The organism is Leifsonia sp. 563, assembly GCF_040545055.1.
Lineage (GTDB): Bacteria > Actinomycetota > Actinomycetes > Actinomycetales > Microbacteriaceae > Leifsonia.
On sequence record NZ_JBEPLE010000007.1, the window covers coordinates 77,378 to 99,659 of the forward strand.

At 70.1% G+C, this 22,282-nt stretch carries 21 protein-coding genes; 10 read left to right on the top strand and 11 right to left on the bottom strand.

Translation table 11 applies throughout. From position 1 onward, the window contains the following. The first annotated feature begins 25 nt into the window (after positions 1-25). Both ABIC47_RS17065 and ABIC47_RS17070 read left to right on the top strand, forming a co-directional pair. Complete coding sequence (locus ABIC47_RS17065) at positions 26-826, top strand: ABC transporter ATP-binding protein (RefSeq protein WP_089876009.1); 801 nt, start codon at positions 26-28, stop codon at positions 824-826. 155 nt (positions 827-981) lie between these two features. After that, positions 982-1,233: a type B 50S ribosomal protein L31 gene (locus ABIC47_RS17070; RefSeq protein ID WP_018191113.1), complete on the top strand. Its 252-nt coding sequence runs from the start codon at positions 982-984 to the stop codon at positions 1,231-1,233. Between the two features lie 108 nt (positions 1,234-1,341). On the opposite strand, the gene ABIC47_RS17075 is transcribed toward ABIC47_RS17070, so the two are convergent. The 3 genes from ABIC47_RS17075 to treS form a co-directional block, all read right to left on the bottom strand. Then, entirely contained in the window at positions 1,342-1,662 is a 321-nt protein-coding gene (locus ABIC47_RS17075; protein WP_018191112.1) for a DUF4190 domain-containing protein, read from the bottom strand. 69 nt (positions 1,663-1,731) lie between these two features. Next, positions 1,732-2,418, bottom strand: coding sequence for an exonuclease domain-containing protein (locus tag ABIC47_RS17080; protein ID WP_354482260.1), 687 nt, complete (start codon positions 2,416-2,418; stop codon positions 1,732-1,734). Between the two features lie 125 nt (positions 2,419-2,543). Next, positions 2,544-4,253 (bottom strand): maltose alpha-D-glucosyltransferase, encoded by a 1,710-nt coding sequence (treS, locus tag ABIC47_RS17085; RefSeq protein WP_018191110.1) that lies wholly within the window; start codon positions 4,251-4,253, stop codon positions 2,544-2,546. Positions 4,254-4,418: 165 nt separating this feature from the next. On the opposite strand from treS, the gene ABIC47_RS17090 reads away from it, so the two are divergent. Then, positions 4,419-5,354 carry an alpha/beta fold hydrolase gene (locus ABIC47_RS17090; RefSeq protein WP_354482263.1) on the top strand — a complete coding sequence of 312 codons (936 nt, stop codon included), beginning with the start codon at positions 4,419-4,421 and terminating at the stop codon, positions 5,352-5,354. Beyond that, entirely contained in the window at positions 5,351-6,424 is a 1,074-nt protein-coding gene (locus tag ABIC47_RS17095; RefSeq protein WP_354482266.1) for a glycosyltransferase family 4 protein, read from the top strand. Before ABIC47_RS17090 ends, ABIC47_RS17095 begins: the two co-directional genes overlap by 4 nt. 85 nt (positions 6,425-6,509) lie before the next feature. Here the strand turns inward: ABIC47_RS17095 and ABIC47_RS17100 are convergent, their stop codons facing one another. Together ABIC47_RS17100 and ABIC47_RS17105 are read right to left on the bottom strand one after the other, a co-directional pair. Further along, the gene (locus ABIC47_RS17100) at positions 6,510-7,109 is read right to left on the bottom strand and encodes a histidine phosphatase family protein (protein ID WP_018191107.1); all 600 of its coding nucleotides are present in this window, start codon (positions 7,107-7,109) and stop codon (positions 6,510-6,512) included. A 38-nt stretch (positions 7,110-7,147) separates the two neighbouring features. Next, on the bottom strand, positions 7,148-7,993 hold the full coding sequence (locus tag ABIC47_RS17105; protein WP_018191106.1) for a Sir2 family NAD-dependent protein deacetylase: 846 nt from the start codon (positions 7,991-7,993) through the stop codon (positions 7,148-7,150). Between the two features lie 77 nt (positions 7,994-8,070). On the opposite strand from ABIC47_RS17105, the gene ABIC47_RS17110 reads away from it, so the two are divergent. Together ABIC47_RS17110 and ABIC47_RS17115 are read left to right on the top strand one after the other, a co-directional pair. Further along, positions 8,071-8,895 carry a TrmH family RNA methyltransferase gene (locus ABIC47_RS17110; RefSeq protein WP_354482269.1) on the top strand — a complete coding sequence of 275 codons (825 nt, stop codon included), beginning with the start codon at positions 8,071-8,073 and terminating at the stop codon, positions 8,893-8,895. Between the two features lie 19 nt (positions 8,896-8,914). Beyond that, a complete protein-coding gene (locus ABIC47_RS17115) occupies positions 8,915-10,171 on the top strand; it encodes a D-alanyl-D-alanine carboxypeptidase family protein (protein ID WP_354482272.1) in 1,257 nt (418 codons plus the stop codon). A gap of 99 nt (positions 10,172-10,270) precedes the next feature. Here the strand turns inward: ABIC47_RS17115 and ABIC47_RS17120 are convergent, their stop codons facing one another. After that, positions 10,271-11,059, bottom strand: coding sequence for an SGNH/GDSL hydrolase family protein (locus tag ABIC47_RS17120; RefSeq protein ID WP_354482275.1), 789 nt, complete (start codon positions 11,057-11,059; stop codon positions 10,271-10,273). 130 nt (positions 11,060-11,189) lie between these two features. Here ABIC47_RS17120 and ABIC47_RS17125 point away from each other — a divergent pair, with 130 nt between their 5' ends. From ABIC47_RS17125 to ABIC47_RS17135, 3 genes are read left to right on the top strand one after another with little or no spacing between them, the layout of a single operon-like run. Beyond that, entirely contained in the window at positions 11,190-12,962 is a 1,773-nt protein-coding gene (locus ABIC47_RS17125; protein WP_354482653.1) for a DEAD/DEAH box helicase, read from the top strand. A 51-nt stretch (positions 12,963-13,013) separates the two neighbouring features. Then, positions 13,014-13,826, top strand: a complete 813-nt coding sequence (locus ABIC47_RS17130; protein WP_354482278.1) for a VIT1/CCC1 transporter family protein — start codon at positions 13,014-13,016, stop codon at positions 13,824-13,826. Positions 13,827-13,856: 30 nt separating this feature from the next. Next, positions 13,857-14,690 (top strand): AMP nucleosidase, encoded by an 834-nt coding sequence (locus ABIC47_RS17135; protein ID WP_020077555.1) that lies wholly within the window; start codon positions 13,857-13,859, stop codon positions 14,688-14,690. A gap of 26 nt (positions 14,691-14,716) precedes the next feature. On the opposite strand, the gene ABIC47_RS17140 is transcribed toward ABIC47_RS17135, so the two are convergent. From ABIC47_RS17140 to imuA', 3 genes are read right to left on the bottom strand one after another with little or no spacing between them, the layout of a single operon-like run. Then, positions 14,717-18,109 carry an error-prone DNA polymerase gene (locus tag ABIC47_RS17140; RefSeq protein WP_354482281.1) on the bottom strand — a complete coding sequence of 1,131 codons (3,393 nt, stop codon included), beginning with the start codon at positions 18,107-18,109 and terminating at the stop codon, positions 14,717-14,719. 15 nt (positions 18,110-18,124) lie between these two features. Continuing rightward, entirely contained in the window at positions 18,125-19,810 is a 1,686-nt protein-coding gene (locus ABIC47_RS17145) for a DNA polymerase Y family protein (RefSeq protein WP_354482283.1), read from the bottom strand. Beyond that, positions 19,811-20,503, bottom strand: coding sequence for a DnaE2-dependent mutagenesis accessory factor ImuA' (gene imuA' / locus ABIC47_RS17150; RefSeq protein WP_020077558.1), 693 nt, complete (start codon positions 20,501-20,503; stop codon positions 19,811-19,813). Positions 20,504-20,625: 122 nt separating this feature from the next. Between imuA' and ABIC47_RS17155 the strand changes: the two genes are divergently transcribed. Next, positions 20,626-21,057: an NUDIX hydrolase gene (locus ABIC47_RS17155; protein ID WP_354482286.1), complete on the top strand. Its 432-nt coding sequence runs from the start codon at positions 20,626-20,628 to the stop codon at positions 21,055-21,057. Positions 21,058-21,078: 21 nt separating this feature from the next. Here the strand turns inward: ABIC47_RS17155 and ABIC47_RS17160 are convergent, their stop codons facing one another. Together ABIC47_RS17160 and ABIC47_RS17165 are read right to left on the bottom strand one after the other, a co-directional pair. Beyond that, positions 21,079-21,921 carry a DUF3097 domain-containing protein gene (locus ABIC47_RS17160; RefSeq protein WP_354482289.1) on the bottom strand — a complete coding sequence of 281 codons (843 nt, stop codon included), beginning with the start codon at positions 21,919-21,921 and terminating at the stop codon, positions 21,079-21,081. A gap of 54 nt (positions 21,922-21,975) precedes the next feature. Further along, positions 21,976-22,266: a DUF6504 family protein gene (locus ABIC47_RS17165; protein ID WP_018191094.1), complete on the bottom strand. Its 291-nt coding sequence runs from the start codon at positions 22,264-22,266 to the stop codon at positions 21,976-21,978. Between the last annotated feature and the right edge of the window lie 16 nt (positions 22,267-22,282).

The following is a 22,282-nucleotide window of genomic DNA, read 5'->3' on the forward strand; positions in this document are numbered from 1 at the left end:
GTCCGGCGACGGTAGGCTGGAACGCATGGCCGACAGCGTTCTCCGACTTTCCGACGTGTCCGTTGTGCGGGACGGCAACCCCGTCCTGAAGGGTATCGACTGGGCGGTCGAACCGGACGAGCGGTGGGTCATCCTGGGCCGGAACGGCGCCGGGAAGACGACCCTGCTGCAGATCGCCGCGGCGGCCCTGCACCCGAGTTCCGGCGAGGCCGTCGTGCTGGGCGAGTCGGTCGGCCACACCGACCTCGCCGAGCTGCGTCCGCTGCTCGGCTTCGCGTCGAGCGCGCTCGCCCGCCGCATCCCGCGCAATGAGCGCGTGCTGGATGTGGTGATGACGGCCGCCTACGCCGTGACGGGTCGCTGGAACGAGCTCTACGAGGACATCGACGAGCGCCGCGCGCACCGCGTGCTCTCCGAGTGGCACCTCGACCACCTCGCCGACCGCACGTTCGGCAGCCTGTCCGACGGCGAGCAGAAGCGCGTTCAGATCGCCCGCTCGGTGATGACCGATCCCGAGATCCTGCTGCTCGACGAGCCGGCGGCCAGCCTCGACCTCGGCGGCCGCGAGGAGCTGCTGCAGCTGCTCGGCGGGTACGCCAGCGACCCGAAGTCGCCCGCGATCGTCATGGTCACCCACCACGTCGAGGAGATCCCGCAGGCGTTCAACCGTGCGCTGCTGCTGAAGGACGGCGAGATCACCGCCCAGGGCGCCATCGAAGAGGTCCTGACGAGCGAGAACCTCAGTGCCACCTTCGACATCGACGTCGAGATCACCGAGTCCGACGGCCGGTACACCGCCCGGGCGCGCCAGGGCGTCGAGGGCTGATCGGCCGCTGTCGATCTGCTAGACTCGATAGCTGGCCCCCGAACCGATCCTGCCTTTCCGGCTACGATCCACGGCTCTCGGGTCTGAAGCTTCCCGTCCACGCGGTCTGCGCGGACACGACCGAACCGACTACTAGCTGCAACAAGGAAGTCCTGATGAAGACTGGCATCCACCCCGACTACGCCCCGGTGGTTTTCCGCGACCTGGCCTCGGGTGCGACGTTCCTCACCCGCTCCACCGTCTCGAGCGACAAGACCATCGAGTGGGAGGACGGCAACACCTACCCGGTGATCGACGTCGAGATCTCGTCCGAGTCGCACCCGTTCTACACGGGCAAGCAGCGCATCATGGACTCGGCCGGCCGCGTCGAGAAGTTCAACTCGCGCTACAAGAGCTTCGGCAAGTAAGCCGCTCCACGAAGGCCCCCGTCGATCCGGCGGGGGCCTTTGTCATGCCGGCCGAAACACGAAGGCCCCCGTCCGGTGGACGGGGGCCTTCGGCGTTCGTGGGCGGACTCAGTTGTAGTTGTAGTTGCTCATCGCGGCGCCGAGCGACGCGAAGAAGATGATGCTGAAGATGATGCTGAAAGCGACCGACACGAAGCCGATGATGATGGCCGCGATCGCGAGGCCGCGACCCTGCTCGCCGGTGCGCTTGATCTGGTTGAGGGCGATGAAGCCGAGGATGATGCCCACGATGTTGACGATGAAGGACAGGATGAAAGCCACGATCGACATGGTGTTCCAGCCGGGCTGCGCGCCCTGATACTGCTGCTGGTAGCCGGCGGGCTGCTGCTGCGGCGGGAGGGGCTGCGGGTTCAGGTTGGAGTCGCTCATGCGCCACAATCTAGCGGGCCAGCGCCCGGAGCAGTAGCCCCCGCATGCGGGGGCGGGTGCGAGACCCGGTCAGCGGATGGGCCAGGCGCCCGACGTCGTGAACTCCGGGTCGCGCTCGCGCCGCATGTACTCCTGGAAGTCGGCGGCCTGCTCGCGGCACCAGTCGACCTGTCGGCGGTGCAGTTCGGCGGCCTCCAACGCCAGAGCCTCTGCGTGGATGCGCGCGAGCGCCTGCGCGACCCGGCCGGCAGCGATGGCGTCGGCTCCCGCGTCATGTGCGGCGAGGAGGTCGACGCCGTAGTGGGTGGCGGTGACTGTGAGCGTGCGCTTGCCGCGGCGGTACTTGTCCACCGCCTTGTCGATCACGAGCGGATCGATGATCGGGCCGGGGGAGACGAGGGGTGCGACGCCGTGGCGGCGGGCCTCGCGGTCGAGGAGCGTGAAGTCGTACGGCGCGTTGTAGGCCACGACGGGGATGCCGCGATCGAACAGACTGCGCAGCTGCGCGACGATCGCGGCGACCGCTCTGGCCGCATCCATCCCGTGCTCGCGGGCGCGCTCGGTTGTGATGCCGTGCACCGCGGTCGCCTCGGAGGGGATGTCGACCTGCGGGTCGATCAGCCAGTCGCGGCGGTGCAGCACCTCACCGGTCTCGTCGAGGAGGCCGACGTGGGCGGTGACGATCCGGGCCGATTCGACGTCGATTCCGGTGGTCTCGAGGTCGAACACCCCGAGTCGCTGGTGCCACGTGCTCATGTCCTCACGCTAAGCCGACCCACCGTCATCCCCCGGGAACGGCACGCCGAGGTGCACGTAGTTGCGCGTGACACGCCGGGGGAGGGCGCAACAAGGTGCACCTCGGCGAACCGGGGAACCGCGGCTCAGTCGCGGCGCGGCTCCATGTGCAGCCAGTAGAAGTTCTGCGTGCCCAGGGTGAGCGTGAAGCGCCCGTCGTCGGCGACGGTCGGGAACTCCGCGCCGCCGAACAGGTCGTACAGGGTACGGCCGGCGAACTCCGGTGCCTCCAGCGTGACCGACACGGGGTTGTGCGCGAACGAGAACACGCACAGCACGTCCTCCGGCTGGTCGCCGAAATGCGTGCCACTGCCCGCATACGAGCGCACGAACGCCAGGACGGATTCGTGATCGGTCGGCAGCACGCGGATGTCGCCCAGCCCGAACACGGGATGCGCCTTCCGCACGTGGATGACGTTGCGGATCCAGTGCAGCAGCGACCGCGACTGCGCGAGCTGCGCCTCCACGTTCACCTGGTTGTAGTGGAACACCAGCGACTGCACGACGGGCAGGTAGAGCTTGCCGGGGTCGGCGCTGGAGAAGCCGGCGTTGCGGTCCGGCGTCCACTGCATCGGCGTGCGGGAGCTGTCGCGGTCGGGCAGCCAGATGTTGTCGCCCATCCCGATCTCGTCGCCGTAGTACAGGAATGGGCTGCCGGGAAGCGAGAAAAGGAGCGCGTGGGCGAGCTCCAGCTCGGCACGGGAGTTGTCGAGCAGCGGGGCCAGGCGGCGCCGGATGCCGATGTTGGCGCGCATGCGCGGGTCGTAGGCGTACCAGCCGTACATCGCCTGCCGGTACTCCTCGCTCACCATCTCGAGCGTCAGCTCGTCGTGGTTGCGGAGGAACACGCCCCAGGCGGCGCCGTCGGGCACGTCCGTGGTCTCGGAGAGCACCCGCACGAGTTCGCTCGCCTGCTGCGACCGGAGCGCGTAGAAGATGCGCGGCATCACCGGGAAGTCGAAGGCCATGTGGCACTCCGGCTCCTCCTCGCTGCCGAAGAACGCCGCGACCTCGCGCGGCCACTGGTTGGCCTCGGCGATCATGATGCGGCCGGGGTACTCGCGGTCCACCCACTCGCGCAGCTTGATGATGAACTCGTGGGTCTTCGGCTCGCCCTCGCCGTTGCCCTCGTCGGACTCGTAGAGGTACGGGATGGCGTCGAGCCGGAAGCCGTCAACGCCCAGGTCGAGCCAGAACCGGACGACGTCGTACATGGCCTCGTGCACGGCCGGGTTCTCGAAGTTGAGGTCCGGCTGGTGCGAGAAGAAGCGGTGGAAGTAGAACTGGCGCCGTGCCTCGTCGAAGGCCCAATTGGAGTCCTCGGTGTCGACGAAGATGATGCGGATGTCCGGCCACTTGTCGTCCGTGTCGTTCCACACGTAGAAGTCGCCGTACGGGCCCTCCGGGTCGGAACGCGACTGCTGGAACCACTCGTGCTGATCGGAGGTGTGGTTGATCGGCAGGTCGATGATGATGCGCATGTTGCGCTCGTGCGCCTTGGTGACGAGCTCGCGGAACTCGTCGATCGTCCCGAACTCGGGGAGGATCGACGTGAAGTCGGAGACGTCGTAGCCGCCGTCGCGCAGGGGCGACCGGAAGAACGGCGGGAGCCAGAGGGCGTCGATGCCGAGCCACTGCAGGTAGTCGAGCTTGGAGGTGAGGCCGGCGATGTCGCCGGAACCGTCGCCGTTGCTGTCGACGAAGGATCGGACCATGACCTCGTAGAAGACCGACCGGCGGTACCACTGGGGATCGAGGGCGAGCCCGGGCAGCGTGATGGGCGCGGTGAAACTCACGGTTCTCCTTCAGCGGGTGGATCGGGGGTGGTGCCGGGAGCGGGATGAAGCGGGGTGGTGCGCGGCGGCCGCCGGGGGAGCGGCATCCGGTGCAAGCGATTACATCCAGAGAAGTCTAGGGTGTGCGGGCGGTGCCCTGTCCAGTCCTGCCTAGACTGGGGATCGATGACTGTCTCCTCACCCTACGCCGCCGCCCTGGGGCGGGTGCCCGTGCGCGAAGAGGCGGTCGCTGTCCTGGGCTCGACCACCCGGTATTGGGACTACGGCGACCGGGATGCGACGACCACTCTGGTGCTCGTGCACGGCTTCCGCGGCGACCACCACGGCCTGGAGCCGGTGGTGGCCCAGCTGGACGGCATCCGCATGATCTCGCCGGACCTCCCGGGCTTCGGCGCATCGACGCCGATGACCGAGGCGGCGCACGACATCGTCGGCTACGGCCGCTGGCTGCGCGCGTTCGTCGATGGGCTCGGGCTGACCGGCCGGGTGGTGCTGCTCGGGCACTCGTTCGGGTCGATCGTGGTGTCCGGTGCGCTGGCGGAGGCGGACGGCGGGGGCGGCGCGGACAGCGCGGCCGAACGGCCGGCCGGGGTCGTGCTCGTCAACCCGATCGGCCAGCCCGCGCTGGAGGGTCCGCGTGGGGTGTTCACCCGGCTTGCGATTTTCTACTACTGGCTCGCAGCGGTGCTCCCGGAGCGGCTCGGGTTCGCGCTGCTCCGCAACCGGGTGATCGTGCGCGTGATGAGCATGGCCATGGCGAAGACGAAGGAGCCGGCGCTGCGCCGCTGGATCCACGACCAGCATGACCGCTATTTCTCGGCGTTCAGCGATCGGCAGGTCGTGCTGGAGGCGTTCCGCGCCTCGGTGTCGCACGACGTCAGCGAGTACGCGGGACGCCTCCCGGAGCGCACGCTGCTCGTCGCCGCCGAGAAGGACGACATCACGCCCATCGCGGCCGAGTACCGCCTGCAGACGCTGTTCCCGGATGCGGAGCTCGTCGTGATCCCGGACGTCGGCCACCTCATCCACTACGAGACGCCGGCGGCGGCGGCCCGTGCCATCCAGCGCTTCGTCGCGGAGCTGCCGGGGGAGCGCGCGTGAGGATCCTGTTCGACTGCCGTTATACGCGGATCGGCCGGCACGACGGCATCAGCCGCTACACGGCCGGCCTCGTCACCGCCCTCGCGAAGCGGCACCCGGTGACCATGCTGATCAGCGACCACCGACAGCTCGAACTGCTGCCCGACCTGCCGTGGGAGCTCATTCCGTCGCCCACGTCGATGGGAGAGCCGTGGGTCGCTCGGACGGTCAACCGCCTCAAGCCCGACGTCGTGTTCACGCCGATGCAGACGATGGGCGGCTTCGGGCGGAAGTACCGGCTCGTGCTGACCGTCCACGACCTCATCTACTACCGTCACCCGACGCCGCCGCGCGACCTACCGGCGTTCGTGCGGGGGCTGTGGCGGCTGTACCACCTGGCGTGGTGGCCGCAGCGACTGCTGCTCAACCGCTCGGACGCGGTCGTGACCGTGTCGGAGACGACGAAGGGGCTCATCGCCGAGCACCGCCTGACCAAGCGGCCGGTGCACGTCGTGCCCAATGCGGCCGACATGCCCGAGCTCGCACCCGGCCGGGCTGAGCGCACCGCGGCGGAGAGCAAGAGCCTCGTCTACATGGGCTCGTTCATGCCGTACAAGAACGTGGACACGCTGGTGCGTGCGGCCGCGCTGCTGCCGGAGTACACGCTCCACCTGATGAGCCGGGTATCGGCTGCGGAGCGGCAGCGCCTGACGGAACTCGCGCCGGGTGCGCGCATCGTCTTCCACGACGGCGCCAGCGACGAGGAGTACGCGGAGACGCTCGCCGCGGCGACCGCCCTGGTGACGGCGTCGCACGACGAAGGGTTCGGCATCCCGCTGGTGGAGTCGATAACGCTCGGCACGCCTGTGGTCGTCAGCGACATCCCGATCTTCCGGGAGATCGGCGGGGAGGCCGCACTGTACTTCGACGCGGATGTGCCGGAGCAGGTGGCGGCGCGGGTCCGGCACCTGGAGGAGGACGGCGTGTGGGCGGCCCGGTCGGCGGCCGCGCGTGCTCAGGCGGCGCGGTACACCTGGGACGGCTCGGCGGAGCGGCTGCTCGCGGTGCTCGAGGGCGTCGCGTCGCGCTGACGACCATCTGTGGGTCGCGACTCGCCGTTATCGGCGGGCCGTAACGGCGTGTTGCGACCCCTGGATGCGGCGGGGTGACGTTCCGTCACATCACGGAGGCGGTGAACAGGTCGCGGTCCTCCGGGCCGAGGTTGAATCGGTCCAGCGTGAGGTCGCCGTCGTCGTAGCGGAAGCGGTGGACGGACCCGTTCGGGATCAGCTCGCCCGGCCCCGGGAGCGCGTGATCGGTGACGTGGCGTACCAGCGACGAGATGACGCCGCCGTGGCTGACGACGATGACGTTCTCACCGGGATGCCGCTCGCCGAGGTCACGGAGCGCGGGAAGGGCGCGCGCGACGACCTCGTCGCGGGTCTCGCGACCGGGCACCGGCATCCCGTCCGGCCAGCGGGCCAGGATCTGCTCGCCGGTCAGCCCCTCGGCCTCGCCGTACTGCCGCTCGGCGACCGCCGGAAGGCGCTCCGGCTCGCCCAGCCCGACATGACCGGCGATGATCCGTGCGGTGTCGAGAGCGCGTGACAGCGGGCTGGCGTAGATCGCGTCGAACCGTCCGCCCGCGAGCGCGCGTCCCGTCGCCTCCGCCTGGTCGCGGCCGGTCGCATTGAGCGGGATGTCGCTGGAGCCTTGGATGCGTTTCGCGAGGTTCCAGTCGGTCTGGCCGTGCCGCACCAGCGAGATGAAGGTCACACGCGTCCTTTCGTCACCGGGACGCGTGGGCGGTCGGGTCAGGCCAACCGTTCGGCCAACTCGACCAGTGTCTCCGTCGTCCCACCGTCCAGCTTAATGGTCGCGCGACCGTCGCCCTTGGTCGCGCCCCGGTTGACGATGACGATGGGCAGCCGGCGGCGCCGGGCCTCCTCGAGGAGCCGGATGCCGGAGTTGACCACCAGCGACGAACCGGCGATCACCAGGGCGTCGGCCGAACGGACCAGCGCGCTGGCCTCGCGGTACTTCTCGGCGGGCACGAATTCGCCGAAGAAGACCACATCCGGCTTCAGATGGCCGCCGCAGACGGTGCAGTCCGGGACGACGAAGGCGTCGATGTCGGTCACGATGGCGTCGCCGTCCGGGGCGATCTCGACGGCGCCCTCGGTGTCGAGCCACGGGTTCGCGGCGTCGATGCGCGCGGTGATCGCCTCGCGGGCGAAGATCTGGCCGCAGACGAGGCAGAGGACGCGGTCCATGGCGCCGTGGAGGTCGACGACCTTGCGCGACCCGGCCTGCTTGTGCAGCCCGTCCACGTTCTGGGTGATGACGCCGTTGGCGGCGCCCGCGGCCTCCAGCGCCGCCAGAGCACGGTGGCCGTCGTTGGGATGCGCTGCCGCGAACCGGCGGTAGCCCAGGTGGCTGCCGGCCCAGTAGCGCTTGCGGAAGCGGTCGTCGGAGAGGAACTGCTGGAACGTCATCGGGGTGCGCTTCGGGGCGCCTTCGCCGCGGTAGTCCGGGATGCCGGAGTCGGTGGACACGCCAGCGCCGGTCAGAACGGCGAAGCGGCGGCCGGAGAGCAGCTCGACGGTCTGGTCGATCCCGCGGGCGAGTTCCGGCGGGAGCTCGGTCGTCAGCGTGGTCACAGGCACCTCCAGATCCTCTCTGAGTCTAAACACCCCAGTTTTCCGATTTGTTTCGTGCGGCTGGCAGTGTTGACGTCATGCTCCTGCACCGCATCGACGACCTGGAGGCCGAAGGCCTCGCCGACTACTCGCGCCTGACCGACGTGGCGCTCCGGCGGGTGACCGAACCGGCGGGCGGGCTGTACATCGCCGAGTCGACGAAGGTGATCACACGCGCCCTGGCCGCCGGTCACCGGCCGCGCTCCGTGCTGCTCCAGGAGCAGTGGCTCCCGGACATCGAGCCGCTGCTGGAGCCGTATCCCGACGTCCCCGTCTTCGTCGGCGACGCGGCAGTGCTCGAGCGGCTCACCGGGTACCACCTGCACCGGGGCGCGCTGGCGGCGATGCACCGCCCCGAGCTGCCCGATCCCGCTGAACTGCTGCGGGATGCGCGGCGCGTGGTCGTGCTGGAGGACATCGTCGACCACACCAACGTCGGGGCGATCTTCCGCGCGGTCGCCGGCCTCGGCGCGGACGCCGTGCTCGTCACGCCGCGGTGCGCCGACCCGCTCTACCGGCGCAGCGTCCGCGTCTCCATGGGCACCGTGCTCCAGGTGCCGTGGACCCGACTTCCGGAGTGGGATGAGGCCGTGCCGTTGCTCCACGGCGCGGGGTTCGACATCGCCGCGCTCGCGCTCTCCGACGAGGCCGTGACGCTCGACGCGTACGCGGCCGACCCGCCGGAGCGCGTGGCCATGGTGTTCGGAGCGGAGGGAGACGGGCTCAGCAGGCGCGCGCTGACTGCGGCGGACACGGTGGTAACCATCCCGATGCTGCACGGCGTCGACTCGCTCAACGTGGCCTCCGCGTCCGCTGTCGCGTTGTGGGCGCTCCGCGCGCGTTCTCAGCCGTCGCAGGGATAGCCGCCGCTAAAATCCGAGGGTGCCCCAGCAAGTTCTCGTCGATCCGCCGCGCCGTGTCTCCCGGAAGGTGTACCGCCGGCGCCGCATCGTGGTTTTCGGGACGCTGATCGCCATCCTCGTCGCCTTCGTCTATGTGGTGGGGTCGCTGGTCGCGCCGGTCCCGGCGACCGCAGCGGTCACGGCGCACGGCAAGCAGCTCGTGCAGCCGGCCGTGCAGCTGGCCTGGCCAGGATACGGCTCGGCCGCGATCGTCGCGCCCGACTATCCGGGAGCGTCGGCGTCGCACGGGAGCGACGCCAGCGTGCCGATCGCGAGCATCACGAAGACGATCACAGCGCTCGTCGTGCTGGAGAAGAAGCCGCTGAACGGCAACGATCAGGGGCCGGACATCTCGTTCACGCAGCGGGATGTGGACATCTGGAACGACGTCGTCGCGGCGGGCGGGTCGTGGGCGCCGGTGGTCGCGGGCACCTCCATGACCGAGAAGCAGGCGCTGGAGGCCATGCTGCTGCCGTCGGCGAACAACTACGCGATCTCGCTGGCGAACTGGGCGTACGGGTCGACGAGCGCCTACGTGTCGGCCGCCAACGACTGGCTGGCGAAGAACGGGTTCACCGGCACGAAGATCACAACGCCCGACGGCCTCGACCCGGGGAACGTGAGCACGACGAAGGACCTGATCGGCATCGGAAAGCTCGTGCTCGCGTCGCCCGCGCTGTCGTCGATCGTGTCGCAGAAGAACGCCACCCTCCCCGGCGCCGGGTCGCAGGACAACACCAACACGCTCCTCGGGTTCGAGGGCATGGACGGGATCAAGACCGGGAACACCGACGAGGCCGGCAACTGCCTGCTGTTCTCGGCGGAGCTGCCGGTCGGGTCGACGAAGGTGCGGGTGCTCGGCGTGGTGCTGGGTGCGCCGACCCACGACGATCTGTGGGCGGGGGTTCAGGCGCTGATGACCAGCATGAAGAGCGGGTTCCACCAGGTGACGCCGGTCGAGAAGGGTCAGGTGTTCGGCACCTACACGACCGCGTGGGGAGCGTCGTCGAAGCTCATCGCGACCGAGACGAAGTCGTTCCTGGTGTGGTCGGACACGCCGATCACCGTGGATCTGCAGACGCGACCGCTGTCGTCCGGGTTCAAGGGCGACATCCTCGGTCAGGGGACGTTCACGCTCAACGGGACGACCGCGACGGTGCCGTTGGCACTCGCGCGGGACGTGCCCGACCCAGGATTCGGGTGGCGGCTGGCGCATCCGGGCGGGCTCGGGACGTAGCGTCGCGCGTCTGTGGGACGCGACTCGCCGTTATGGGGTGACCGTAGCGGCGTGTTGCGACCCATGGAGGTGGTCGCTGCGGGTGTTGGCGCTGGCGCGCTAGTCGCGGCTGAGGAGGAACGGGCCGGCCTGCGGTCGCTTCGGGGTGACGTGGTCTCCCGAGGACTGGTGGCGGATGCGGCGGATCACCCACGGCACGAGGTACTCGCGAGCCCAGGAGAGGTCCTCGGCGCGGGCGCGACGCCAGGTGCGCGGAGGGAGCGGCTCGGGCTGGAGCGGCTGCAGGTCGTTGTCGACGTTGAGTGCGGCGAGGACCATCCGCGCGACGGTGTGGTGGCCGAGGGGCGCGAGGTGCAGGCGGTCGGGAGCCCACATCCGCTGGTCCTGGATCTCGGTCAGCGACCACTGGTCGGCGACGATGCAGTCGTAGCGGGCGGCGATCGCGCGCACGTTCTCGTTGTAGATCGCGACCTTGCCGCGGATGCCGCGGAAGACCGGCGAGAAGCCGACGTCGACGCCGGTGAACACGACGATCGTCGCGCCGTCGACGCTGAGCCGCGAGACGGCCTCGTCGAACAGCAGCGCGATCTGGTCGGGATCGGTGCCGGGGCGGATCACATCGTTGCCACCCGCCGAGATGGTGATGAGGTCGGGGCGGAGGGCGACCGCCGCATCCACTTGCTCGTCCAGGATCTGGCGGATCAGCTTGCCGCGCACAGCGAGGTTCGCGTACGCGAAGTCGTCGGTCTGCTGGCTGAGGACTTCGGCGACACGGTCGGCCCAGCCGCGGTGGCCTCCGGGGCTGCCAGGCTCCGGATCGCCGATGCCTTCGGTGAACGAGTCTCCGAGGGCGACGTAGCGGGACCAGGGATGCCGTGCTTCTGCCATTGCTCCATTCTGCATCGGACTCCGCTGTCGGCGGGCTCCGGTAGATTTGATCCAAGTGGAGACGTCAGCAACACCCGAGCCGGAAGAGGCCCCCGGTGACCCCGAACTCAGTGGTCTCGAGCGTCCCGGCGTGCACGCGGGAAGCTTCGCGGCCGAGCATCTCTCGCCGTCCTTCCCGGAGCGCGCGGCCTGGGGGACCGCGGGCAAACTGCGTGCCTGGCAGGCCGAGGCGCTCGACGCGTACTTCGTCGACGAACCCCGCGACTTCCTCGCGGCGGCGACGCCCGGCGCCGGTAAGACGACGTTCGCTCTGAGGCTTGCGACCGAACTGCTGTCTCGGCGCGTTGTCGAGCGCGTGACCGTCGTCGCGCCGACCGAGCACCTCAAGCGCCAGTGGGCGGAGGCCGCCGCTCGGGTCGGTCTGCACCTCGATCCGGACTTCAAGAACTCCGACGGGCGCTACGCGCGGCACTATCGCGGTGCGGCGGTCACCTATGCGCAGGTGGCGATGCGCCCGAGCCTGCACAAGGACATCACGGAGGCGTACAAGACGCTGGTGATCCTGGACGAGGTGCATCACGGCGGCGACGCGCTCAGCTGGGGCGACGGCATCCGGGACGCCTTCGAGCGCGCGACCCGACGGCTGTCGTTGACGGGTACGCCGTTCCGCTCCGACACGGCGCCGATCCCGTTCGTGACGTACCTGCCGGACAGGCAGGGCATCCGCACCTCGGTCACGGACTACAACTACGGCTACGGCCGGGCGCTCGAGGACGGCGTCGTCCGTCCTGTGATCTTCATGGTCTACGCCGGCCACATGCGGTGGCGGACCAAGACCGGCGACGAGATGGAGGCACGTCTCGGCGAGGGCAACACGAAGGACATCACGTCGCAGGCGTGGCGGACGGCCCTCGATCCTCGCGGCGAGTGGATTCCCGCTGTGCTTGCCGCCGCCGACCGCCGCCTCACCGAGGTGCGCAACTCGATCCCCGACGCCGGCGGTCTGGTGATCGCGACGGACCACTACGCCGCCCGTGCCTACGCGGACCTGCTGCACCAGATCAGTGGAGAGCCGGCCACGGTCGTGCTGTCGGACGAGAAGGAGGCGAGCGACCGGATCGCGGAGTTCTCGCAGGGCGACTTGCGGTGGATGGTCGCGGTGCGGATGGTGTCGGAGGGCGTGGACGTGCCGCGGCTGTCCGTCGGCGTATACGCGACCAGCGCATCCACACCGCTGTTCTTTGCCCAGGCGATCGGCCGTTTCGTCCGTGCGCGTCGCCGCGGCGAAACGGCGTCGGTGTTCCTGCCGAACGTGCCGACGCTGATGGCGCTGGCGAACGCGATGGAGCTGGAGCGCGATCACGCGCTCGACCGCGTCGAGGAGAACGTCGAGGGCGACCTGTGGAACCCCGAGGACGCGATGATGGCCGAGGCGAACCGCGAGGAGCGCGCGTCCGAGGCGCTGACGGAGGAGTTCGCGTTCGAGGCGCTGGGGTCGGAGGCGAACTTCGACCGTGTGCTGTACGACGGGAAGGAGTTCGGCAGCTTCGCGGTGCCCGGAACGGACGAGGAGCTGGACTTCATCGGCCTGCCGGGGATCTTGGAGCCGGAGCAGGTGCACGAGCTGTTGCTGCAGCGGCAGCAGCGGCAGGCGCGCCGGCACTCCTCGCGGCCGACGACGGCGGAGGGGCATCCCCCTGCTCCGCTGCACCGCACGCTGAAGGAGCAGCGCCAGTTGCTGAACAGCCTGGTGGGGTTGTATTCGAAGAACTCGGGGGAGCCGCACGGCCTCATCCACGCCGAGCTTCGCCGGGTGTGCGGGGGCCCGGCGGTGGCGCAGGCCAGCGTGACGCAGCTGCAGGCGCGCATCGACTTCCTGCGCAAGCGGCTCGGCAGTCATTAGGGTCGCCGAACCTTGCTGGCGGGCGATCGGCGTGGTTCTTAGGCTGGGCGCATGGGCGACACTGGATCGGATGACCTGACGGCGAGCGGGGCGGCGGCGGATCGCGCGGCGGCGGATCGTGCGGCACCGGACCGCGCGGCGGCCGACGAGGCGGCGAGCGGGCCGCACCCGGACGAACCGCACCGCGGTGGCTTGGCGCAGCGCCTGAACTGGCTGCGCGCCGGCGTCCTCGGGGCGAACGACGGCATCGTCTCGGTCGCCGCCGTCGTGGTCGGCGTGGCGGGGGCGACGGCCTCTGTTGCGGCGATCGTGACGGCAGGGCTGGCGGCACTCGTGGGTGGGGCGATCTCGATGGCTCTGGGCGAGTACGTCTCGGTGAGCAGCCAGCGTGACAGCGAACGATCGCTGATCGCGAAGGAGCGCCGCGAACTTGCGGAGATGCCGGAGGAGGAACTGGACGAGCTGACGGGTCTGTACGAGCAGCGGGGGCTGACGCCGGCCACGGCCCGACAGGTCGCCGTGGAGCTCACCGCGCACGACGCCCTCGCCGCGCACCTGTTGGCGGAGCTCGGGATCGACCAGGACGACGTCGTCAGCCCGTGGCACGCCGCGCTCGCATCGGCCGTCGCGTTCACGTGCGGCGCCGTGCTCCCGATGCTGACCATCCTGCTTCCCGCTGCGTTCCGCATCCCGGTCACGTTCGTCGCGGTGCTCGTCGCCCTCGCCGTCACCGGCTACGTCGCGGCGTGGATCGGGGGCAGCTCCCGCGGTCGTGCCATGGTACGAGTGGTGGTGGGCGGCGCGTTGGCGCTGGCTGCGACGTTCATCGTCGGGTCTCTGCTCGGCACCACCGTCGCCGGCTGACCGGCGGCGGACGAGAAAGGGAGACGCAGGATGGTGGATGCGCAGGACCGCGAGGCCGCGGTGAATGTGATGCCCAGCGAGGGCGGCATGAAGGACAAGGAGGCCATCGTCCGCGACTGGCTCCCGCGCTACACCGGCACTCCGTTGGAGGAGTTCGGCGAGTACATCCTGCTGACCAACTTCGGCGACTACGTGCAGCGCTTCGCCGATTGGTACGGCGCCGAGGTGCGCGGGCTGGATCGCTCGATGCCGAATGCGACGGCGGACGGGATCACGATGGTCGACTTCGGGATGGGCAGCCCGAACGCGGCGACGATCATGGACCTGCTGACCGCTGTGTGTCCGAAAGCCGCCCTGTTTCTGGGCAAGTGCGGCGGGGTGAAGCGCAAGAACAAGCTCGGCGACCTCGTGCTGCCGATTGCGGCGATCCGCGGCGAGGGCACGTCGAACGACTACCTGCCTCCCGAGGTCCCAGCGCTCCCGGCGTTCCAGCTGCAGCGCGCCGTGTCGTCCACCATCCGCGACTTCCAGCAGGACTACTGGACAGGCACCGTCTTCACGACGAACCGCCGAGTTTGGGAGCACGACGACACCTTCAAGGAGTACCTGAAGCGGACGCGGTGCATGGCTGTCGACATGGAGACGGCGACGGTGTTCGCGGCGGGTTTCGCCAACCGCATCCCGAGCGGGGCGCTGCTGCTCATCTCGGATCAGCCGATGACGCCGGAGGGCGTGAAGACGGCGGAGAGCGATCTCGGAGTGACGCGCGATTTCGTCGAGCGTCACATCCGGATCGGCGTGGAGGCGCTCCGTCTGGTGCGCAGGAACGGTCGCAGTGTGCGGCACCTGCGGTTCGAGGAGTGACGGGACGCGCTGCGGCCTGAGGCGGCTCATCGGAAGTCCCTCGAGACGGTTCGGATGCCGGTATCGAGTGCTTCGAGCCGGTCGGCGAGCACATTGACGACGCCGTCCTCGCTGCGCTCCAGGATGCCGCGGACGATCATCGCCGGTGCCTGGCGGGCGACCCGGCGATAGCGATTCCACACCCCGACCGGGCAGATGACGTTCACCATCCCGGTCTCGTCCTCGATGTTGAGGAACGTGACTCCCGCCGCCGTCGCCGGACGCTGTCGATGCGTCACCACGCCGCCCACCTCGATGCGCCGGCCGGATTCGCCCGCGGCGAGCGTGTCGGCCGGGCGGACGCCGCGGGCGGCGAGCGCCGGGCGCAGGAAGCGGATGGGATGGTCGTCGGTCGAGATCCCGGTCGCCCACAGGTCGCTGGCGAGCTGTTCGGCGGGGGAGAGCATCGGCAGCAGGGGCGGCTGCACGGTGATCGCCGTGCCGGCGAGGTACTCCGGTCGCTCCTGGGCGGCGTTGCCGGCCTCCCAGATCGCCTGCCGCCTGCTCAGGTCGAAGCCGTCGAACGTGCCGGCGGCGGCGAGCGCCTCCAGCTGACCGGTGTTGAGTCCGGTGCGCCGGGCAAGGTCGCCGAGGTCGCGGTAGGGGCCGTACGCTTCGCGCTCGGCGACGATGCGCTCCGCGACCTTCTCACCGATCGAGGTGACCGCCGCGAGGCCGAGGCGTACCGCGTGACCGGCGTCGCGACGGTGCGCGGCGAAGTCGAGCGGGACCGCGGGATCGAAGGGGTCTATCGGCGGCTGATCGGTCTGCAGGCACGGATCGGATCCGGTCGGCCCGCGCTGGGCGTCCGGATCGTCGAGCGGCTCGAGGAGCGGGAAGACGCCGGAGCGCTGGATGTCGGGGCGGTGCACGGTCACGCCGTGCCGGCGTGCGTCGGCGGTGAGGGTGCGCGGTGAGTAGAAGCCCATGGGCTGGGCGCGCAGCAGTCCGGCGAGGAACGCGCCCGGGTAGTGCAGCTTCATCCACGAACTGACGTAGACGAGTAGCGCGAAGCTGATCGCGTGGCTCTCCGCGAAGCCGAAGTTGGCGAACGCCTCGATCTTCTCGTAGATGGCGTCGGCGTCGGCTCCGGTGATGCCGTTGTTCGCCATCCCGTCGTACAGCTTCGCTTTGAGCGCCTCGATCTTCTCCACTCCGCGCTTGGAGCCCATGGCCCGGCGCAGCAGGTCGGCGTCCTCCGCCGTGCAGTCGCCGACCGCGACCGCCATCTGCATCAGCTGCTCCTGGAACAGTGGGACACCCATCGTGCGCTCCAGCACCGGCACGAGCGAGGGGTGCAGGTAGGTGACCGGTTCTTTGCCGAGCTTCCGGCGGATGTACGGATGCACCGCCCCACCTTGGATGGGACCGGGCCGGATGAGCGCGATCTCGATCACGAGGTCGTAGAAGCTGCGGGGCTGAAGTCGCGGCAGGGTGCCGATCTGGGCGCGGCTCTCCACCTGGAAGACGCCGATCGAGTCGGCACGGCAGAGCATGTCGTAGACGCCCTGCTCCTCCTTCGGGATGCTGTCGAGCGTCCACTTCTCGCCGAGTGACGCCTCGATGGTGCGCATCGAGTAGTCGAGCGCCGACAGCATCCCGAGGCCGAGGAGGTCGAACTTGACCAGCCCCATCCACGCGCAGTCGTCTTTGTCCCACTGCAGGACGGTGCGGCCCTCCATGCGGGCGTGCTCGATCGGGCACACCTCGCCGACGGGCCGGTCGGTGAGGACCATCCCGCCCGAGTGGATGCCGAGGTGCCGCGGGAACTTGAGCACCTGTTGCGCGAGACCCACCACGTCGTCCGGGATGTCGTGGTCGTCGCTGGTCTGGACGGTGCCCCACGAGTCGATCTGCTTGCTCCACGCGTCCTGCTGGCCGGTGGAGTAGCCGAGCGCCTTCGCCATGTCGCGCACGGCGTTCTTGGGGCGGTAGGTGATCACGTTGGCGACCTGCGCCGCGTTGTGCCTGCCGTACTTGGCGTAGACGTACTGGATGACCTCCTCCCGGCGATCGGAGTCGAAGTCGACGTCGATGTCGGGCTCCTCCTCGCGCATGCTGGAGAGGAACCGCTCGAACGGCAGGTCGTACTTGATCGAGTCGACGGCGGTGATCCCGAGCAGGTAGACGACGGCCGAGTTCGCCGCGGATCCGCGACCCTGGCAGAGGATGCCGCGGCTGCGGGCGAACCGGACGATGTCGTGGACGATGAGGAAGTAGCCGGGGAAGTCCTTCGCCTCGATCACATCCAGCTCGCGTTCGATGCGCTCGCGTTTCGCCGGGTTGCTGTCGAGGTCGGGATACCGTTCGGCGGCGCCCTGCCAGGTGAGCTCGCGCAGCCAGCTCATCGGCGTGTGGCCCTCAGGGACGTCCTGTTTCGGCAGCCGGGGGCGTGCGCTGCGGAGACGGAAGGAGAGGTCGTCGGCGATCTCGACGGTCCGTTCGACGGCGCCGGGGTAGCGCGCGAACCTGCGGGCCATCTCGGCGCCGCTGCGCAGGTGGGCCGCTCCGGCGGCGGGCAGCCAGCCGTCGAGTTCGTCGAGGCTGCGGCGGGCGCGCACGGCGGCGACGGCGGTCGCCAGGGGGTATTGCGCCGGGCTCGCATAGTGGACGTTGTTGGTCGCAACGGTCGGCAGCCCGAGCCGGCCGGCGATACGGGTGAGGATGTCGTTGTCGGTCGAGTCGCGCGGGGCGCCCTGATCGATCAGCTCGACGAGCACGTTGTCGTGCCCGAACAGGTCGGCGAGCCGCGCGACCTCCCGCTCCGCCGCACGTTCGCCGTGCTCGGCGAGGGCCAGCCGGACGTCGCCCTTCCGGCATCCGGTCAGCACCATCCATTCGCCGCCCGACTGCTCGGCGAGCTCGTCGAGCCGGTATACCGGCCGCCCCTTCTCTTCTCCGGCGAGCTGCCCCGCGGTGATCGCGGCGGCGAGCCGATGGTAGCCGCCCTGCCGGCGGCCGAGCACGACCAGGTGGCTGCCCTCTGGATCGGGCTCGCCGTTCTGCGGTTTGGTGAGCGACAGCGACAGCTCGGCGCCGAAGACGGTCTTCACCCGGTCGTACGCCTCTGCCGCTTCGGCCAGGTGCACGACCCCGTACATGCCGTCGTGGTCGGTGAGGGCGAGCGCGTGCAGGTTCAGCCGGGTGGCCTCTTCGAGCAGTTCCTCCGGGGAGGACGCGCCGTCGAGGAAGCTGAAGTTGCTGTGCGCGTGGAGCTCGGCGTACGGGACCGCGTCCTCGGGCGTCTCCGGGATTGCCTGCGGCACGTATTTCTGCCGCTTACGCGACGACGGACGTTCGTCTGCCTGCTGTCCTGTGCGTCGTCCGGAGAGCCGCCGCTCGAACTCGGCCCACGGGATCGGCGGATTGTTCCACCCCATCAGACATCGCCTCGCTCAGTCATAGCGCGCCTCCGCGAACCAGCCGGAGCCGGCCAGTGCGAGCAGCCAGGCGGTGCCGTCGGCGTCGACCAGCTGGAAGCGGTGCATCGCCCGGGAGAGGGTGGCGTCCCACCACCGCTCCCGCACGGGCCAGGGCCCGGCCCAGGAGTCGACCGGCCGGGCGTCCCGTGCCTGGCCGGTGGCGGAGAAGCGGGCGATCGGCGCGGTCACGTCTCCGCGATCGGTCACTTCGACCGGCGCACCCTCCTCGGTGAGCACCGCGACGGGACGCGGGACCTCGAACACGGTCGACGGCGCAGGTGCCGGCAGCGATCCGGGCCACGGCTGGTCGGCGCGGGCCACCCCCACAGGCCGGTCGCCCCACGGCACCAGCACCTGCCGTTCACCGGGCGCGCGGCCACCGCCGATCGTGGCCGTGACCACCGCTTCGTGCCCGAGCATGCTCTGCACCCGGGTGAGGCCGTGGTGGATGCGCTCGTCGGCACCGCCGCCCCACAGTCCGTCTTCGTGGTGGCCGATGTCGTCGACCGCCTCCGGCTCGAGCACCACCCGGGAGATCGGGGACGCCAGCCCGGAGTCGATCGCACCGGAGCCCTGCAGCTGCCAGCGGACGCGGTCGACCACGTCGGGCGGAGAGAACAAGCGGGGGTGGAGCCAGGTGCGCTCGCTGACCCGCCCGGACTCGTCGGTGACCTCCACCCGCAGTGACGTGCACACGAGCCCGGCCTTGGTGAGCCCGCCGATGAACTGCTCGGCCGTGCCGCGCACGGCGAAGGTCACCTGGTCGACACGGTCGAGGGGAGGTTCGAACTCGATGGAGCGGTCGAGCTGCTTCGGCGGGGTCCGGGGCACCACCGCCGTGCCGTCGAGTCCGCTGGCGAGGGTGTGCGCGAGCTCGCCCCGCTCGCCGAACCGCTCCCGCATGTCCACGCGCGAGAGCGCGGCGATGTCGCCGAGGGTATGCAGCCCCAACCGGCGCAGCAGCGGCGTGAGCTCGGCGAAGCCCAGGTGGGCGACCGGGAGCGGTGCCAGGAACCGCGGGGAGCCGCCGGACGGGATGATGCGCACACGGCTGCGGGTCCAGAAGTGCGGGGCGGGGGGATCAGCGGCGCGACCGGTGGTGGCATCGGTCGACGCGGCGGCATCGGTCGACGTCGTCCCGGTGGGGGTGGCGCTGCTGAGCGGCCGGGCGGCTCCCGTCGAGCGCGCGGCCTGCTCGGCGGCGAAGGGACCGTCGGCGATCCCGACCCGGGCATCCGGCAGGCCCAGCCCTTCCAGACAGCGCAGCAGTTCGGCGGCCGCCTGCTCCTCGCCGCCGTAGTAGCGCGCGGGTCCGCGCGCCCGGAGCACGCAGGTGCCGGGGCGGACCGGCTGTACGCCGGGGGTGATCTCCTCGATCGCGGCGAGCACCGGCTCGAACGCCCGGGCATCGAGCACCGGATCGTACGGCAGCACGTTCAGCTGGGGGCAGCGCGCCTGCGCCTCGCGCATCCGCAGCCCGCGCTTTACCCCGTCGGCTCGAGCGGCCGGGGAGCAGGCGAACACGACGCCCTTCTCGACCAGGGCGAGAGGCTCGTCGGGTGGCAGGTCGAGCGCCTGCTGCGCAGCGATGACCGGCCAGTCGGGGCACCAGAGCACGATCGCTCGGGTGACGACGGCTTCGCGTGTTCCGTTCGTCATCTAGCTCACCGCCTCGAGCCGCGTGGGCCCGGAGGCGCGGAAGCTCTCGTCGACGGCCGGCAGCCACAGCTCGGCGGTGCGGCGTGGCCCCGTCCCGCCACGGGGCGCCGACTCCACGGTGACGCGCCGGGACGACAGGTAGCCGTTCCCGGTGCCGAGGCCGTCCCACCCGCTGCGCGCGACGGTGAGCGTCGCTTCCACCTGTGGCCAGTCGCCGGCGACGATGAGAGTCGCTTCGCGTTGCCGCAGCCGGGCGGTGAGCCGGGCGACGTCGCCGTCTTTCGCGCGGGCGGGCGGCGCGACGACCACCACGCTGAGCACATCGACGACCGCCGCGGTCACGGTGAGCCAATGGTCGCCGGGATGGGGCACCAGCACGAGCCGCTCGAGGTCGATGCCGAACCGCCCGGCGGCCTCTGCCCCGAAGTCGGGCATCCCGATCACACCGCACCATGCCCCGGCCGCGCTCGGACCGGCCAGCATGGCCATCAGCAGTGTCGTGGAACCGCGGACCGAGTACGCCGCTCCTGCCTTGAGCGAACCTCCTGGCAGGAGGGGCGAGAGTGCTGGATGCGTCTGCAGGGTCCGGCTCTCGAGCTTGGTCGCCTGCATCTGCCGGATGCGGGTCTGCAGCTCGTGCACCTGCGCCCGGTCGGCGACCGGTTCATCGAGGTGTGGAGCTGCGAGGGACATGAGTCCATTTTCGAACGTATGTTCGAACAACGCAAATGGAATTTCGACGCTGTGGACAACCGCCCCGTGTGGAGAAGAACAGTACGCCACCCGACCGACAGTCGTCGGCGCACAATGGACGCGTGCGCCCGACCTATCCCGCCGCCGTGTACCTGTGCCTGTTCGACGGCGACCGCATCCTGCTGCAACGCCGCGCGGGGACGGGGTATCGGGACGGCGAGCTGTCGCTCCCCGCCGGACACATCGAGCCGGGGGAGTCGGCCACGGCCGCGCTGCTCCGTGAGGCGCGGGAGGAGATCGGCCTCGCGCTCGGTCCCGATCAGGTGCGGCTCGCCCTGGTCCAGCATGGTCGCGCGGACGGTGACGCCTACATCGACTTCTTCTTCGCTGCCGCACTCCCCGCGGGTGCGGTTCCCGTGCTCGGGGAGCCGGAGAAGGCTTCCGAGCTGGTCTGGGCGCCGCTGCGCGCGCTCCCGGGCGATGTCATCCCGGTGATCCGGCATGGCATAGAGGCGCTCGAACGGGGCGAGTCGTACACCGAATACGGCTGGTGAGCGTCGCCAGCCAGGCCGCGTCTACCGCGCTTGGGGTTCGGTGACGAAGTCGATCAGCTGCTCGACCCGGCCGAGCAGCTCGGGCTCGAGATCGGTGTAGGAGCGGACCTGGCCGAGGATGCGCTTCCAGGCGCGTGCGATGTCGGCCTGCGTCTCGTGGGGGAGGCCGAGGGCGGCGCAGATGCCGTGCTTCCAGGAGATCGAGCGGGGGATGCTCGGCCAGGCGTCGAGGCCGACCCGCTGCGGCTTCACCGCCTGCCAGATGTCGATGTAGGGGTGGCCGACGACGAGGACGTGCGCGCCGTACGGCCCGCGCGCCACCTGCTCGGCGATCCGGCACTCTTTGGACCCGGGGACGAGGTGGTCGACGAGGACGCCGATGCGCCGTCCGCGGTCCGGCTGGAACTCGCGGACGATCGCGTCGAGGTCGTCGACGCCTTCGAGGTATTCGACGACGACGCCTTCGACGCGCAGGTCGTCGCCCCAGACTCGCTCGACCAGTTCGGCGTCGTGGCGACCCTCCACGAAGATGCGGCTGGCGCGGGCGACGCGTGCCTTCTGGTCGCCGACGGCGAACGATCCGGATGCGGTCCGCGTGGGGCCGGCCGGGGTGCGGGACGGGACGACCAGGCGTACCGGCTCTCCGTCGATGAGGAACGAGCCTGTCAGTGGGAAGACGCGCTTCTTGCCGAAGTAGTCCTCGAGTTCGACCGTCTGCGCCTCGAGTCGCGTGATCGCGCCGCAGAAGCCGGATGCTGCGTCCTCGAGGACGAGGTCTCGTACAGCTTCGACGGTGGGGACGGGCTTCTTGCCGGCGCTTCTCCAGTCGCCGGCGAGCACATCGGTTCCGTAGCGGTCGTCCATCACCCGATGGAGGCTATGCGACGGGATGCGCGGCGCGGGTGAGCCACGCTGCGGTCAGTCGAAAACGCGGACCAGCCGCCACGATCGGGCGCTCGCGTCGTGCCGGACGTCGAAGACGTGGGCCTCGCCGTCTTCGCTGGTCCCCTGGAATCGCCAACCGCCGATCGACCGGGGGACGCTGCCGATGGGGTAGCGATGCTCGCCGAAGGGGCGCCACCAGGCGCAGACCTCCGCCCAGACGGTCGGGGTGTCGGACACCCGGTATCGAGTGGATCTCCACACGAGCCGGATGGGGACGCCCTCGTCGGTCGTCCAGACGGCGACGGTCTCGTCGATCTCGGTCATGCTGCTCACCTCGTCT

Coding starts and splice junctions, on each gene's coding strand:
- ABIC47_RS17070 (WP_018191113.1), top strand. CDS start 982: ATGAAGACTGGCATCCACCCCGACTACGCCCCGGTGGTTTTCCGCGAC.
- ABIC47_RS17110 (WP_354482269.1), top strand. CDS start 8,071: ATGCTCCTGCACCGCATCGACGACCTGGAGGCCGAAGGCCTCGCCGAC.
- ABIC47_RS17130 (WP_354482278.1), top strand. CDS start 13,014: ATGGGCGACACTGGATCGGATGACCTGACGGCGAGCGGGGCGGCGGCG.
- ABIC47_RS17080 (WP_354482260.1), bottom strand. CDS start 2,418: ATGAGCACGTGGCACCAGCGACTCGGGGTGTTCGACCTCGAGACCACC.
- ABIC47_RS17140 (WP_354482281.1), bottom strand. CDS start 18,109: ATGGGGTGGAACAATCCGCCGATCCCGTGGGCCGAGTTCGAGCGGCGG.
- ABIC47_RS17165 (WP_018191094.1), bottom strand. CDS start 22,266: ATGACCGAGATCGACGAGACCGTCGCCGTCTGGACGACCGACGAGGGC.
- ABIC47_RS17135 (WP_020077555.1), top strand. CDS start 13,857: ATGGTGGATGCGCAGGACCGCGAGGCCGCGGTGAATGTGATGCCCAGC.
- ABIC47_RS17120 (WP_354482275.1), bottom strand. CDS start 11,059: ATGGCAGAAGCACGGCATCCCTGGTCCCGCTACGTCGCCCTCGGAGAC.
- ABIC47_RS17145 (WP_354482283.1), bottom strand. CDS start 19,810: ATGACGAACGGAACACGCGAAGCCGTCGTCACCCGAGCGATCGTGCTC.
- ABIC47_RS17160 (WP_354482289.1), bottom strand. CDS start 21,921: ATGGACGACCGCTACGGAACCGATGTGCTCGCCGGCGACTGGAGAAGC.
- imuA' (WP_020077558.1), bottom strand. CDS start 20,503: ATGTCCCTCGCAGCTCCACACCTCGATGAACCGGTCGCCGACCGGGCG.
- ABIC47_RS17065 (WP_089876009.1), top strand. CDS start 26: ATGGCCGACAGCGTTCTCCGACTTTCCGACGTGTCCGTTGTGCGGGAC.
- ABIC47_RS17090 (WP_354482263.1), top strand. CDS start 4,419: ATGACTGTCTCCTCACCCTACGCCGCCGCCCTGGGGCGGGTGCCCGTG.
- ABIC47_RS17075 (WP_018191112.1), bottom strand. CDS start 1,662: ATGAGCGACTCCAACCTGAACCCGCAGCCCCTCCCGCCGCAGCAGCAG.